Here is a 15,089-nt window from a genome sequence, read left to right as displayed (position 1 = left end):
CATTGCAACGGAGAAGACGAGCGAAACCTACGCCGCCCATCACGTTTGCGAGAAGGGGTGGCCGACCAGTGGGTTGTGTTCGGCCCTTTCTCGGTGGGCCGAGCCGCGCTAGAAGCGGATCGAATATCGATATTCCGGAAGCTGACCGGGCGGGACGCCACCATCGATCCGGCCCAAAGAAGGAGCGGCAAGAATGCGCACGATCGGGCACTTTATCGGCGGCAAGACGGTGGACGGCGGCTCCGGCCGAACGGCACCCGTCTACAATCCCTCGACGGGCGAGGTTCAGGCCGAGGTTGCCTTGGCCACCAAAGCGGAAGTCGAGGCCGCGATCGCGAACGCGGCCGAGGCTCAGCCGGCCTGGGCGGCCACAAACCCGCAGCGGCGCGCTCGGGTGATGATGAAGTTCGTCGACCTGCTCAATCAGAACATGGACGAGCTGGCCAATCTGTTGTCGTCGGAACACGGCAAGACGGTGCCGGACGCCAAGGGCGACATTCAGCGCGGCCTGGAGGTGGCCGAGTTCGCCATCGGCGTGCCCCATCTGATGAAGGGCGAATTCACCGACGGGGCGGGCCCGGGCATCGACATGTACTCCATGCGCCAGGCGCTGGGCGTCGTCGCGGGCATCACGCCGTTCAACTTCCCGGCGATGATCCCGATGTGGAAGTTCGCGCCCGCCATCGCCTGCGGCAATGCGTTCATCCTGAAGCCGTCTGAGCGCGACCCCTCCGTTCCCATGCGTCTCGCGGAGCTGATGATGGAGGCGGGCCTGCCGGCCGGCATCCTCAACGTCGTCAATGGCGACAAGGAAGCCGTCGATACCGTCCTGACCGATCGGCGGATCCAGGCGGTCGGCTTCGTCGGATCTTCCGACATCGCCCAGTATGTCTATGCGACGGCAGCCGCCCACGGAAAGCGGGCCCAGTGTTTCGGCGGCGCCAAGAACCACATGATCGTCATGCCGGACGCCGACATGGAACAGGCCGCCAACGCGCTGATCGGTGCCGGTTACGGGTCGGCCGGCGAACGCTGCATGGCGGTTTCCGTGGCCGTGCCTGTGGGCGAGGCGACCGCCGACAAGCTGATGGAAACGCTCGTCCCGAAGGTCCAGGCGCTGAAGGTCGGCCTGTCCAGCGATCCGGATGCCGATTTCGGTCCGCTGGTCACAAAGGCCGCACTCGACAAGGTGAAGGCCTATGTCGATACCGGCGTTCAGGAAGGCGCCGAGCTCGTCGTGGACGGCCGGGACTTTACCATGCAGGGCTACGAGAACGGGTTCTTCATGGGCGGCTGCCTGTTCGATCGGGTCACTTCCGACATGCGGATCTACAAGGAAGAGATCTTCGGTCCGGTTCTGTCCGTGGTCCGCGCCAAGGACTACGAGGACGCCGTGCGCCTGCCGAACGACCACGAGTACGGGAACGGCGTTGCCATCTTTACCCGTGACGGCGATGCGGCCCGCGACTTCACCAGCCGCATCAATGTCGGAATGGTGGGCGTGAATGTGCCGATCCCGGTGCCGCTGGCCTACCACACCTTCGGCGGCTGGAAGCGATCGGGCTTTGGCGATATGAACCAGCATGGACCCGACTCTGTGCGCTTCTATACCAAGACCAAGACGGTGACTTCTCGTTGGCCGTCCGGCATCAAGGACAACGCGGAATTCGTCATTCCGACGATGGGCTGACCCGTCGCTCGGTCCCTCGTGGCTCGTCCGAGACCACGGTCGGGACCGCCGATTGGAGACACGGCGCCGTGCGGCTATGCCGCACGGCGCCTTTTTGTTGTCCGGGACGCAGGTCAGTCTGCGAACCGGTTGCTGAGAACGGGCGAAAAAAGTCAGCAGAAGCGCTTAGCCGGCCTTGTTTTTCGTGGCCTGGCGTCAGGGTTCCACGCAAGGGTGTGAAGTAGTATCATTGGTTGTATGGGGCTGCAGGCCTTCGGCAAGCTTCAGGCCATCCTAAGGGCCTATCCGATCGCATCCCGAAGCTGCATCGGGAGACAGACTCTGCCGTCGGCAAATATGGGCAATCGCAAGCGTGATTTTCGCGACATGGAAAATTGTTTCGAATTGAGCTGGAAGGAAGCGGCCGCCTGGCCGCTTCTTCGGTGCGGTCTTCATTTTTTCTACGCAATTGACCTTCCGCAACTTCTGTACGCGGCATTGCCGATCGATGCATGCTGCAGCAGACGTTCGGGTGAGGCGTAGAGCCGATGCGGCCAATCTATGCTTTAATCGTCGGTTTGGTTCTTGCCGCGCAGATAGTCGTTATTCAGTTCGATTTTTTCGAAATGTTTTATGAATATTCTCGGGCGCACGAGGAATATCAGCTGGACGAGATACTCTCGGTGCTTCTTGTTGGAAGTGTCGGGCTGATCGTCGCAATGCTCGTTATGAACCGGGACTATCGACGGGAGATCGCGCGGCGGGAGGCTGCTGAAAGCGAGGCGGAGCGAATAGCGCGCCGCGATCCGCTAACCGGCCTCCCCAATCGGCGCGTGTTCCTTGAGATGTTCGAGAGACAGGTCTTTGAGGCGCGCGTATCGGGAAGTCGGCTCGCCGTCCTGCTTCTCGATCTGGACAATTTCAAGAGCGTGAACGGCGTCTACGGCAGCGACAGTGCCGACCGCGTGCTGCAGGAGGTCAGCCAGCGCATTTCGGCCGTGCTAGGATCTGCCGGTTTTCTCGCCCGGCTTACAGGCGACGATTTCGCTATCCTGATTGAGGGTGCCGACCAGCCCGAGACCCTCTTTCGCACCGCTCGTCGCATCCTGAAGGAAGTCTCGGCACCTTTTGATTCCGAAGGGCTGCCGACAACCGTGACGGGCTCGATCGGGATCGCCGTGTTTCCGACCGACGGCGAGACCCCCGCTGGTATTCTGCAGAAGGCGAATGTCGCCCTCGGTCAGGCGAAGGTCGCCGGCCGGAACACCTATGTTCTTTTCGATCAGGCACTTGATCGGCTGCTTCAGAACCGGAAGGCGCTGGAGGCGGCGTTGCGGGATGCGATCGAAGGCGATGGGATCGTGCCGAACTTCCAGCCGATCTACAATCTCACGACCATGCAGCCCGTGGCCGTGGAAGCCTATTTGCGCTGGGACCATCCGCAGAAGGGTCTCCTGGGCGCCGACGAGTTTCTGAGCATTGCCGAGGACGCGCAACTGACCGACTGTCTGTTCTTCGTGCTCCTGGACAAGGTCTGCACCGAAATGCGTCGATGGCCGCGGTCCGTCTCGGCCTCGCTGAACGTTTCCAGCCAGCAGTTTGCCGACCCCGATCTGGCCGGGAAGATCCTGGCGGCCTTGGAGAAGAACGCGCTTCCGGCAACGGCTCTCAGCATCGAGGTCCCCGAGGCAGCCATCGTGACGGAGATGAAGCGGACCATGAACACGCTTCAGCAGCTGCACGAGGCCGGCGTCGGGATTGCGCTCGATCAGTTCGGCACCGGGTTTTCGTCGCTGCGCCAGCTTCGGGATATTCCGCTCGACACGGTGAAGATCGACAGCTCGTTCGTGAAACGGGTGAACACCGACGTCGAGGCCCGGCGCGTCGTCTCGTCCATCATCGATCTCGGCCGCGCGTTGGGGTTCAAGACGAGCGCGTCAGGCATCGAGCAGGCGGCGCAGGCGGTCTGGATTCGGGAGCGGGGCTGCGAGTTGGGGCAGGGCAACCTCTTCTGCGAACCGCTGGAAGCCGATGCGATGGCCGCGCTTCTGGCGGAGGCCGGCGGACTGGGCGTCCGGTAGGACGATCGGTCAAATTTCACACCGTACCGAATTCCTGTATGGACCGCATCGAACAGGCCGTGCGGACCAGGGAGCAGAACGTGGTGACATCATCGGCAGCATTCGAGACGGCCGGCCGCAGCCAGACGGGTGCACAACAGGCAGTGTCGCCGGCCCGTCTGGCGTTTCAGAGCGTCGGTCATTCCTATGGCGGCGCGGCTGTCCTGACTGACGTCACGCTTTCGGTCGCCCCAGGCGAGATCCTCTGCCTGCTGGGGCCGTCCGGCTGCGGGAAGACCACCTTGCTCCGCCTCGCGGCCGGGGTCGAAGCCCAGACCGAGGGTGTGATCCTGCTCGACGGGCACGAGGTCGCGGGGCCGCAGGGCTTCGTTCCTGCTGAAGAACGCGGCCTGGGCCTGGTGTTCCAGGACTATGCGCTCTTCCCCCATCTGACGGTTCTCGACAACGTCCTCTTCGGAATCAGGCGAGGAAACCGGCCGGCGGCCATGGACCTTGCGCAGCGGACGCTGGAGCGGATGGGCCTCACCAGATACGCGGACGCCTATCCGAACGCGCTCTCCGGCGGAGAGCAACAGCGGGTCGCGCTTGTCCGAGCACTGATGCCGCGGCCTCGCGTCCTGCTGATGGACGAGCCGTTTTCCGGTCTCGACCGGACACTGCGGCACCATGTCCGCCGGGATGCGCTGGCGCTCCTGCGCGAAACCGCATCGACGGCCGTGGTCGTCACTCACGACCCGGAAGAAGCCATGCAGATAGGTGACCGTATCGCGCTGATGCGCGCCGGGCGCGTTGTTCAGGAGGGGGACCCCGCGTCTCTCTATGCCCGCCCGGTCGATCTGGAGGCCGCACGCTTCTTCAGCGAAGTGAATGAATTCGAGACAACGATTCGCGACGGATGCGCGATGACACCATTGGGCCAGATTTCCGTGCCGGATATGAAGGATGGGGCGCACGTTGTTGTCGTGGCCAGGCCGGATGCGCTTCTACCCGCGGCCGATGGCCGCGGCTGTCCCGGGCGCGTAGTCGACCGCCGGTTCCTCGGCGAAATCGAACGCATCGAGGTGGAGGTGGAGGGCTTCCCGCAGCTTCTTGTCGTGCGGCGACCGGTCCGCTGCGGCGGGTTGGCCGGAGACACCGTAACGCTGGCATTGGATCCGGAAGCGACGCTGGTATTTCCGTCGGATCCCGACCGAGCCGGAGGCGCTACCGGCGATTAAGCTGTGGTGCGGCGCAGCGACCTCATTGCGGGCGCCCGCGCTTTTTGAAATAGTGCCGGACAAGCGAGACCGCTTGGATCGGTCCGACACATGGGAACAGTGTTAAATGGGTATCAGTTTCTGGCAAATTCTCATCATTGCCGTGATCGTCGTGCTGCTGTTCGGACGCGGTAAGATTTCGGAGCTGATGGGGGACGTCGCGAAGGGCGTTAAAAGCTTCCGCAAGGGCCTCGCCGACGATGATGACGAGGATCAGAAGGGCACCTCGGACGCGTCCGGCAAGACGATCGAGCATACCCCTTCGGAGACCGTCAAGCAGACCTCAGAGGATCGGTCCAAGGCTGGTTGAGCCGGGAACGCGAGCGAAGGCGTCGTAGCCCGATCCGAGGCGCAGGCTAATGTTTGACATCGGCTGGACCGAGCTGTTGGTCGTCGCAGCGATTGCGATTCTGGTGGTCGGCCCGAAAGAGCTGCCGTCCATGCTGATGACGTTCGGCCGCACGGTCGGGCGCATGCGTCGTATGGCCAACGAATTCCAGTCCCAGTTCAACGATGTGTTGAAGGAAGCCGAGCGTCAGGCCAACGTCGACGACGTCCGCAAGGATATCGAAAAGGCGGGCTCCGTGACCGATCCGTTCAAGTCGGTTCGCCACATGATCGACCCCAACGCCGGCGCCAAGCAGCCCGGCCAGTCCGACAGTGCCAAATCGCCCGCGAGCGCCGCGTCCGCGGACAACCAAGCGGAGACCGGCCAGTCGGCTGCCACAGAAACAACCGAGACACCTTCTTCCGAAGCAGCCGACACGCCGCCGCCCCAGCCCGTGTCCACTGAGACCGAGGCGACGCTGCCGGCCACGGAGCCCCAGCGGGATGCAGGCGTCGGAGGCACGCAGCGCTCATGACGCAGGATGACATCGACGCCTCGAAGGCCCCGCTGATCGACCATCTGATCGAGTTGCGCGGGCGGTTGATCAAGTCGCTGATCGCCATCGCGATCGCGTTCGTTGTCTGCTTCTACTTCGCCTCCGACATCTTCAATATTCTGGTGGTCCCCTATGAGCGGGCTGCCGGCGAAACCCGGTCGATCGAGCTGATCTACACCGCGCCCCAGGAATATTTCTTCACCCAGCTCAAGCTGGCGCTGTTCGGGGCGCTGTTCCTGGCGTTTCCGGTGCTGGCGTCTCAGATCTACATGTTCGTGGCGCCCGGCCTCTACAAGAACGAGCGCGGCGCCTTCCTGCCGTTCCTGGTCGCGACCCCGATCCTGTTCCTGATCGGCGCCTGCCTCGTCTATTTCGTGGTGATGCCGCTGGCCATGAACTTCTTCCTGGCCATGGAGCAGGAGGGCGGTGCCGGCCAGGCCAGCATCCAGCTCCTGCCGAGGGTCAGCGAGTATCTCGGCCTGATCATGGTTCTGATCTTCGCCTTCGGGATCGTGTTCCAGCTGCCGGTGGTCCTCACGCTGCTCGCCCGAGCGGGGATGACGAACGCGGCCGATCTCAAGCGGAAACGCAAGTATGCGGTGGTGATCGCCTTCATCATGGCTGCGGTGCTGACGCCGCCCGATCCGATCAGCCAGATCAGCCTTGCGGTGCCCGCGCTGCTCCTCTACGAGATCTCCATCATCGCCGTCCGCTATGTCGAGCGGTCGAAAGCCGCGGCCGAGACGGACGAGGCGAGCTGACGGCGGGCCCGCCGCCGTTCACGAGATTTCCGGAGCTTTCCGATGTTGGACATCCGCTGGATCCGCGACAATCCGGAGGCGTTCGACCGTGCGCTTTCCGCCCGCGGCATGGATCCTCTTTCCGACACGCTGACCAAACTCGACGATGCCCGCAGGGCCGCCGTTCAGGCGCTCCAGGAAGCCCAGGCGCGCCGCAACACGGCGTCAAAGGCGATCGGGAAGGCCAAGGGGTCCGGCGATGAGGAAGAGGCCCAGCGGCTGATGGCCGAGGTGGCCTCGCTCAAGGCGCAGATCCAGGCGGGCGAGGAGGCGGAGCGGGCCGCGGAAGCGGAGCTGGAGGCTCTCCTCGCAGCCACGCCGAACGTGCCGCTGGACGACGTTCCGGTCGGGGCCGATGAGGCCGCAAACGTCGAGCTGCGCCGGAGCGGCGAACAGGCGCAGCTGAGCTTCGCAGCGAAGGAACACTACGAGCTCGGCGAAGCGCTGGGACTCATGAGTTTCGAGGCCGCAGCCCGGATCGCCGGGTCGCGGTTTGTCGTTCTGAAGGGAGCGCTCGCCCGCCTGGAGCGCGCGCTCGGACAGTTCATGCTCGACATTCACACCCAGGAGCACGGCTACACCGAGGTTCAGCCGCCGCTGCTGGTGCGCGATCAGGCCCTGTTCGGGACCGCTCAGCTTCCGAAATTCGCCGAGGATCAGTTCGCCACGACGGACGCGCGCTGGCTCATCCCGACGGCGGAGGTGCCGCTGACCAACCTGGTTCGCGAGCAGCTTCTCGACGAGGCGGATCTGCCGATCCGGGTGACCGCACTGACGCCGTGTTTCCGGTCCGAGGCGGGATCGGCGGGCCGCGACACCCGCGGTATGCTGCGCCAGCATCAGTTCAACAAGGTCGAGCTCGTGTCGATCACGGCGGCGGAGACGTCGCTGGACGAACACGAACGCATGCTCGCCTGCGCCGAAACCATCCTGCAGCGGCTCGGGCTCCACTACCGGGTTATGACGCTGTCGACCGGAGACATGGGGTTCGCGTCGCGGAAGACCTACGACATCGAGGTCTGGCTGCCGGGGCAGGGGGCCTATCGCGAGATCTCCAGCTGCTCGGTCTGCGGCGATTTCCAGGCGCGCCGGATGGAGGCGCGCTACCGCCCGGCCGAGGGCGGGGGAACGCGGTTCGTGCACACGCTCAACGGGTCGGGCGTTGCGGTCGGGCGCGCGCTGATCGCGGTCATGGAGACGTACCAGCAGGAAGACGGCACCATTGCCGTTCCGGACGCGCTGAAGCCCTATATGGGCGGCATGGACACGATCGGGCGAGGCTGAGGCAGACATGCGGATTCTGGTCACCAACGACGACGGCATCCATGCGCCCGGCCTGTGGGCCCTCGAGGAGATCGCGAAAGCGCTGACCGACGATGTCTGGGTGGTGGCGCCGGAGACGGACCAGTCCGGATCCTCGCATTCCCTGACCATTAACGATCCGCTCCGGCTGCGCGAGGTGGGCGAGCGTCATTTCGCGGTGCGCGGCACGCCGACTGATTGCGTGATCATGGGCATGCGTCAGGTGTTGGATTCGCCGCCGGATCTGGTGCTGTCCGGGATCAACCGAGGTCACAACCTGGCTGACGACCTGACCTATTCGGGCACGGTGGCCGGCGCCATGGAAGGAACCATCCTCGGGGTTCGCTCCATCGCTTTGTCCCAGGCCTTCGATCACGCCATGGGGATCGAGCCTCCTTATGAGACCGCCGTCGCCCATGCCCCGGAGCTGGTGCGCCAGCTGCTGGCGGCCGACCTGCCGAGTGATGTGCTGATCAACATCAACTTTCCTGCTGTGACCAAGGACAAGGTCGCCGGGGTCAAGGTGACCCTGCAGGGGCGCCGGGACCAGGCGATGCTTGGGGTCGACGAGCGGCGCGACGGGCGCGGCAATCCCTATTACTGGATTGCGTTCGAGCGACGTCCCTTCGAACCGGGCGACGGAACCGACCTGCGCGCCGTGCGGGAAGGCTATATCTCCGTCACCCCCTTGCGCCTCGACCTGACCGCGCACAGAGTCCTCGATGATCTCAAGACGGCGTTGGGCTCGAAAGACTGAGCAGATGGCTCCGTCGAGCCGTTGTAAGAAATCGCGATGGGCGCATCCGACGAACCACTTTACGGGGAGCCGACCGAAGCGGACCGGGTTTCACTCGCCGAGCTGATCCTGCAGCTTCGCGCGAACGGAATCCGCGACCGCCGCGTGCTGTCGGCGATCGAGGCCATTCCCCGGCGTCTGTTTCTCGGCTTCCGGCACCAGGATCTGGCCTACGCGGATCGCGCGCTGCCGATCGAATGCGGCCAGACCATCTCCCAGCCGACGATCGTTGCGATGATGACGGAGGCGCTCGACGTCCAGCCGGATCATCGTGTTCTGGAAATCGGAACGGGCTCCGGCTACCAGGCGGCGGTGCTGGCGAAGCTTGCCCGCGAAGTCTACACCGTCGAGCGCTACCGCTCCCTGCTGGAGATGGCGCAGGACCGGTTCAAGGCTTTGAAGCTGGAGAACATCAAGACGCAGGTCGGAGACGGGTTCGACGGCTGGGCGGAAGCGGCGCCGTTTCACCGCATCATCGTGACGGCCGCCAGCGAGGACGTGCCGGAAACCCTGGCCAGCCAGCTGGTGGACCATGGCCTGATGATCATCCCGATCGGGACGCCTGGAGGCGTTCAGGATCTGGTCAAGGTGACGAAGATCGGCAGCCGTCGCGAGCAGACGTCCATCTGCGCTGTCCGTTTCGTTCCCATGGTCCATGGTGTGGCCGAACGGCTATGATCCTCTCCGCGGTGGCCCGACGCCTTCGGCGATTATTCTCGTCCGGGCGGTGCTGACCGCGCGATCCTGACGGAGGTCCGGTCTCTCCCGTCCCGGTTGTCTACCGGCGGACTGGGGACCGGTCGAAAAAGATCGAGTCCCTTAAACCTTCGTCAACGATACCCGTGTCTTCTGTCAGTGGATTTTCACGACTGAAGCAGGGTGGCCATCGATGTTCTCGCACGTGTCGAACGGCAGAGGGAAGGATACGGTCGGCCGGGCGGTTGCAGTTGCCCTTCTGGCCGCATTCACCGCCGGTTGCAGCGCCGATGTCTCGCGCTTCGCGGGCGGGCCGATCTATGCCGGATCCACCCCGAATCAGAAGGCCCTCCTGACCGGCGACGACCAGATGGTGACCGGGTCGCTGCCGGGGGGCGCTTCCTCCTCGTATGGCGGGCAAACCGGCTTCTCCTCGGGCCAGTCCACCTATCCCGGGCCGGCCGGGACCCACAACGGCTGGACGACCGTGGGTGGGACACCCATCGTGGTCCAGTACGAGGACACGGTGACCTCGCTCGCCCAGCGCTACAATGTGCCGCCGGACGTGATCTTGAGGACGAATGGCCTGACGCCGGGAACGCAGCTGGCGCCCGGTACCCGCATCATCATCCCGACCCATGCTTCGAGCCAGCCGACGGTGCAGCAGGCTGCCGTCCAGCCGTCCCAGACGCCGTCTGCCTCGTCGCAGTCCGGCACCTACCGGGTTCAGAGCGGCGACACGGTGTGGTCGATCGCGAGCGCCCACGGCATCAAGCCGGCCCAGCTCCTGTCCGCCAATGGAATGACGTCGGGCGACACGATCAAGGTCGGACAGACCCTCAAGATCCCTGGGGCGGGTGCTTCGGGGCAGCCGGCGGCCGTTGCCACAGCGTCGCAGCCGACCACGCTGAATGAGCAGAAGGAAGCCCTCGAGGCCAAGCCGGAGCCGGCGGCGGAAGCGCCGAAGGAGGAAGTGCAGGTTGCCTCGCTTCCCTCAGAGGCCGGTAAGGCCGGGGCCGCCGTGACGCAGACGGACGCGGCCGAGGACGCGCCGAGCGCGACCCAGGCTCCGCCGACCTCCGACGGTGCGGACGGCTTCCGCTGGCCTGCTCGTGGACGGATCATCGCCGGGTTCGGCAAGCAGTCCGACGGCGCCAACAATGACGGCATCAACCTGGCGGTTCCCGAAGGCACCCCCGTCAAGGCCGCCGAGAAGGGCACCGTGATCTATGCGGGCAACGAACTTCAGGGCTACGGCAACCTTGTCCTGATCCAGCACAAGGACGGCTGGGTTTCGGCCTACGCCCACAACTCGGAACTCCTGGTGAAGCGCGGCGAGACCGTCCAGCGCGGACAGGTGATCGCAAAGGCCGGCGCCACCGGGTCGGTCTCGCAGCCCCAGCTGCATTTCGAACTGCGCAAGGGATCGCAGCCCGTGGATCCGCTGCCGCATCTGTCGGGCGCCTGACCGGCCGATTCCTTGTGAGCTGCACGAGCCGCCCCGAACACCGGGGCGGCTTTTTTGCGTTCTGCGTCCGTCGGCGGCGGACGGTGGTAATGCCCCTGATGCATAGCGATGCCGCCTGCCGAAATCATATCGGGCGCCGAGAATTGAGGTTTCCTGCCGGAAATCCGATCACAATGTGGCGGGAATTTAGCCAGTTCTAGTAGAGATTTAGGCGGGGGGTTGACGTCTGATACTGGTCCGTGCCTGACTAGAGAAAATCAATCTGAACATGCGTGGGAACAGTGGCAACATCTGCACATGAAGTCACAGCCGATGAGGCTGGGGCCACGGTACAGTTTGAAAATGTCCAGAAGAGCTACGATGGCGAAACTCTCGTCGTCAAAGATCTAAATCTCGATATTGCGCGGGGCGAGTTCGTCACGATGCTCGGGCCATCGGGGTCTGGAAAGACCACGAGCCTGATGATGCTTGCGGGCTTCGAACCCGCGACGCATGGGGAGATTTATCTGGACGGTGCCCCCATCAACAACGTGCCGCCCCACAAGCGCGGCATCGGGATGGTCTTCCAGAACTACGCGCTCTTTCCGCATATGACGGTGGCGGAGAACCTGGCCTATCCGCTCAAGGTGCGGGGGATGAGCCGCAGCGAGATCCAGCAGCGTGTCCAGCGCGCTCTGGACATGGTCGAGCTTCCGGCCTTCGGTAGCCGGCGGCCTGCACAGCTGTCGGGCGGCCAGCAGCAGCGTGTCGCCGTGGCGCGCGCGCTGGTGTTTGAGCCCAATCTCGTCCTCATGGACGAACCGCTCGGGGCACTCGACAAGCAGCTGCGCGAGCAGATGCAGTACGAGATCAAGCACATTCAGGAGCGGCTGGGCGTTACGGTCGTCTACGTGACCCATGACCAGACCGAGGCGCTGACGATGTCGGACCGGGTCGCCGTCTTCAACGACGGCGTCATCCAGCAGCTGTCCACGCCGGAGGATCTCTACGAGCATCCGATGAATTCGTTCGTCGCCCAGTTCATCGGCGAGAACAACAAGCTGTCTGGCAAGGTCGTCGAGGTTCGTGGCGACGAGTGCTCGGTGCAGCTGGACAGCGGCGAGACGGTCACGGCGAATGCGGTCAACATCGAAGGTGTCGGCTCCCGCACGACCCTCTCGCTTCGGCCCGAGCGGGTCGACGTCAAGCCGCCTTCGGAGATGGCGAACATCCTGGATGCCGAAATCCGGGAACTGATCTTCCTCGGCGACCATATCCGCGCCCGCCTGTCGGTCGCCGGAAACGACGATTTCATCGTCAAGGTGCCGAACAAGCACGACGAGATCGATCTTCGGGAAGGCGAGAAAACGACGGTTGGGTGGTACGCCTCCGACTGTCGTGCGCTAGATCCCATCGAGGTCGCTTGATTGCGCGGAACATTGGCCGCGCGATCCGGTGCACGGGCTCACAGCCCGATTCTTGAGAAAAACGCGATCCAATGAGAAGGAGAGCTACAGTGAGGACAACAGCAAAGAGCGTTACGCTCGCGATGGCTGCCTCCGTGGTCGCCCTTGCGGCGGCGCATGCCCAGGACGATTCTCTTACCATCGTCTCCTGGGGCGGCGCCTACACGGAATCGCAGGACAAGGCCTATCATCAGCCCTACGCTGAGAAGACCGGCACGGAGATCCTGCAGGAGGACAAGTCCGCTCAGGCCCTGGCCGGTATCCGGTCGCAGGTCGAAGCCGGAAACGTCACCTGGGACGTGGTCGACATGCTCCAGGCCGATGCGCAGCGCGCCTGCGACGAAGGCCTGATCATGGAGATCCCCCACGACGAGTGGCTCGCCGAGGCGCCCGACGGAACGCCGCCGAGCGAGGACTTCATCGAGGGGACCCTGGGCGACTGCTTCATTCCGCAGATTCTGTACGCGACCATGTTCGCCTACAACACCGAAGCGTTCGACGGCGAAGGTCCGCAGACCATCGCGGACATCTGGGACACTGAGAAGTTCCCGGGCACCCGCGCTCTGCAGAACATCCCGCAGAAGAACCTCGAGTGGGCCCTGATCGCCGACGGCGTCTCGCCGGATGAGGTTTACGATGTTCTGGCCACCCAGGAAGGCCAGGATCGGGCGTTCGCGAAGCTCGACGAGATCCGCGACAACATCATCTGGTGGTCGGAAGGCGCTCAGCCGCCGCAGATGCTCGCCGACGGCGAGGCTGCGATCGCCACCGCCTACAACGGCCGCATCTTCAACGCGCAGGTCAACGAAGACCAGCCGTTCGAGATCATGTGGGACGGTCAGATGTTCGAGGTCGACGGCTGGGTTGTTCCCGTCGGCAACGATGATGAGCTCGAGCTGATCAAGGACTATCTCTACTTCGCGACCGACACCCAGCGTCTTGCTGATCAGGCGAAGTACATCTCCTATGCGCCGGCGCGGAAGTCTTCGGTGCCCAAGGTCGGCCAGCACGCCGAGCTCGGCATCGACATGAAGCCGCACATGCCGACCCAGGACGAGAACTTCCAGAACGCGGTGCAGTTCAACACCGACTTCTGGGCCGACTACGGTGACGCGCTCGAAGAGCGCTTCAACGCCTGGCTCGCCCAGTAAGGCGGTCTCTGCGACACGGATCCGGGCGGCGGCGTCGCCCGGATCCTTCTGCCGGCAATCGGGCGCACCTGTCATCCGTGACGCCGCCGGAGCCGGGATTGCGAGTGCATGCGGGCCGAAGCCGCGTTGAGCCTCGCGATCGCTGAACGAATTTCCGAGAGGGGCGGGGAAAGACGAACGATGTCGATGCGTCCGCGCCTTGCTCTCGAATGTCCGCGAAGGAGCAAACGGTGAGCGACAGCAGCGCGGCCAGCCACGGTCAGTCCCCGTCGTCGACGGGCAGCCAGTCCGGAACGGAACAGCTGACGACCGCCGACGGTACGCCGCTGCGCATATCGCTTCGCAAGGCTGAAGCGCGCGCCCGCCGCCGCGCTTTCTTTCTCGTGCTTCCGCTCCTCGCCTTCCTTCTGGTCACCTTCGCGATTCCGATCGTCCAGATGATCTCGCGCTCGGTGCGCAACCCGGAGGTGTCCGAGTATCTTCCGAACACGGCGTCTGCCATCCAGAACTGGAACGGGCAGGAGGTGCCGCCGGAAGAGGTGTTCGCCGCCATGGCAGCCGACATGGAAGTCGGCATGGAGAACCGGACACTCGGGCGCGCGGCCGCGCGTATCAACCGCGAGATTCCCGGTGCCCGTTCCACGGTCCTTGGTACGGCGCGCGCCCTCGACGAGATGTCGCCACCCTACAAGGAAGCGTTCATTGCGGACGACGATGGCTGGACCAATCTGGAGTTCTGGCGCCTGATCAAGCGCGAGACGCGAACCATCACGCCGGTCTATTACCTGCTTGCATTCGACTATGAGTACTCACCGAGCGGTGAGATCGTCGAGAGAGCGGAATACTATCAGGTCTACCGAATGCTGTTCCTCAGAACGGCATGGATGAGCCTGCTTATTACAGCGCTCTGTATCCTGCTTGGCTATCCGGTGGCGCATCTGCTTGCGACATTGCCGCTGAAGACGTCGAACCTGCTGATGATCCTCGTCCTGCTGCCGTTCTGGACATCGCTTCTGGTGCGAACATCGGCCTGGATCGTGCTGTTGCAGCAGCAGGGCGTCGTGAACGACATGCTCGTCTGGCTGGGCGTCATCGACACCGACAACCGAGTCCGGATGATCTACAACCAGATCGGCACGATCGTCGCGATGACGCACATCCTGCTGCCGTTCATGATCCTTCCGCTCTATTCGGTGATGAAAACGATACCGCCATCCTACATGCGGGCGGCGCGCTCGCTGGGCGCGACGCAGCTCAGGGCCTTCGTGACCGTCTATATGCCGCTGACGATCCCGGGTCTGGCAGCGGGTGTGCTTCTCGTGTTCATTCTGGCGATCGGTTATTACATCACCCCGGCCCTGGTCGGTGGCGATACCGGTATCTTCATCTCCAACCTGATCGCCCAGAACATGACCGGCTCGACGGCCCAGCTCCGGCTAGCGGCAGCCCTGGCGACGATCCTGCTGGTCGCGGTCCTGGTCCTCTACTGGGCATTCAACAAGCTCGTCGGCGTCGACCGGCTGAAGTTCGGCTAAGGGGAG

At 63.9% G+C, this 15,089-nt stretch carries 13 protein-coding genes; all 13 read left to right on the top strand.

Annotated features, from left to right (window positions below; genetic code table 11):
• The first annotated feature begins 193 nt into the window (after positions 1-193).
• The gene (locus J2S73_RS13455; protein ID WP_306886065.1) at positions 194-1,690 is read left to right on the top strand and encodes a CoA-acylating methylmalonate-semialdehyde dehydrogenase; all 1,497 of its coding nucleotides are present in this window, start codon (positions 194-196) and stop codon (positions 1,688-1,690) included.
• A 605-nt stretch (positions 1,691-2,295) separates the two neighbouring features.
• Positions 2,296-3,750, top strand: a complete 1,455-nt coding sequence (locus J2S73_RS13450) for a putative bifunctional diguanylate cyclase/phosphodiesterase (RefSeq protein WP_306886064.1) — start codon at positions 2,296-2,298, stop codon at positions 3,748-3,750.
• 38 nt (positions 3,751-3,788) lie between these two features.
• Complete coding sequence (locus J2S73_RS13445; RefSeq protein ID WP_306886063.1) at positions 3,789-4,967, top strand: ABC transporter ATP-binding protein; 1,179 nt, start codon at positions 3,789-3,791, stop codon at positions 4,965-4,967.
• A 106-nt stretch (positions 4,968-5,073) separates the two neighbouring features.
• On the top strand, positions 5,074-5,316 hold the full coding sequence (locus J2S73_RS13440) for a twin-arginine translocase TatA/TatE family subunit (RefSeq protein ID WP_306886062.1): 243 nt from the start codon (positions 5,074-5,076) through the stop codon (positions 5,314-5,316).
• Positions 5,317-5,365: 49 nt separating this feature from the next.
• Positions 5,366-5,869, top strand: coding sequence for a Sec-independent protein translocase protein TatB (gene tatB, locus J2S73_RS13435; RefSeq protein WP_306886061.1), 504 nt, complete (start codon positions 5,366-5,368; stop codon positions 5,867-5,869).
• Positions 5,866-6,651 carry a twin-arginine translocase subunit TatC gene (gene tatC, locus J2S73_RS13430; RefSeq protein ID WP_306886060.1) on the top strand — a complete coding sequence of 262 codons (786 nt, stop codon included), beginning with the start codon at positions 5,866-5,868 and terminating at the stop codon, positions 6,649-6,651. The genes tatB and tatC overlap by 4 nt, the downstream gene beginning before the upstream one ends.
• Before the next feature lie 42 nt (positions 6,652-6,693).
• Positions 6,694-7,974 (top strand): serine--tRNA ligase, encoded by a 1,281-nt coding sequence (serS, locus tag J2S73_RS13425; RefSeq protein ID WP_306886059.1) that lies wholly within the window; start codon positions 6,694-6,696, stop codon positions 7,972-7,974.
• Positions 7,975-7,981: 7 nt separating this feature from the next.
• Positions 7,982-8,749: a 5'/3'-nucleotidase SurE gene (gene surE, locus J2S73_RS13420; protein WP_306886057.1), complete on the top strand. Its 768-nt coding sequence runs from the start codon at positions 7,982-7,984 to the stop codon at positions 8,747-8,749.
• Positions 8,750-8,785: 36 nt separating this feature from the next.
• A complete protein-coding gene (locus J2S73_RS13415) occupies positions 8,786-9,466 on the top strand; it encodes a protein-L-isoaspartate(D-aspartate) O-methyltransferase (protein WP_306886056.1) in 681 nt (226 codons plus the stop codon).
• A 211-nt stretch (positions 9,467-9,677) separates the two neighbouring features.
• Positions 9,678-10,952: a peptidoglycan DD-metalloendopeptidase family protein gene (locus tag J2S73_RS13410; RefSeq protein WP_306886055.1), complete on the top strand. Its 1,275-nt coding sequence runs from the start codon at positions 9,678-9,680 to the stop codon at positions 10,950-10,952.
• A gap of 281 nt (positions 10,953-11,233) precedes the next feature.
• Positions 11,234-12,358 carry an ABC transporter ATP-binding protein gene (locus J2S73_RS13405; protein ID WP_306886054.1) on the top strand — a complete coding sequence of 375 codons (1,125 nt, stop codon included), beginning with the start codon at positions 11,234-11,236 and terminating at the stop codon, positions 12,356-12,358.
• Positions 12,359-12,447: 89 nt separating this feature from the next.
• Positions 12,448-13,548 (top strand): ABC transporter substrate-binding protein, encoded by a 1,101-nt coding sequence (locus J2S73_RS13400; RefSeq protein WP_306886053.1) that lies wholly within the window; start codon positions 12,448-12,450, stop codon positions 13,546-13,548.
• A 230-nt stretch (positions 13,549-13,778) separates the two neighbouring features.
• Positions 13,779-15,083: an ABC transporter permease gene (locus J2S73_RS13395; RefSeq protein WP_306886052.1), complete on the top strand. Its 1,305-nt coding sequence runs from the start codon at positions 13,779-13,781 to the stop codon at positions 15,081-15,083.
• Positions 15,084-15,089: the final 6 nt, after the last annotated feature.

The sequence above is a fragment of the Amorphus orientalis genome (genome assembly GCF_030814015.1).
Lineage (GTDB): Bacteria > Pseudomonadota > Alphaproteobacteria > Rhizobiales > Amorphaceae > Amorphus > Amorphus orientalis.
The sequence above is the reverse complement of the archived record's forward strand: the minus strand, read 5'-3'. Positions and strand labels throughout refer to the sequence as shown.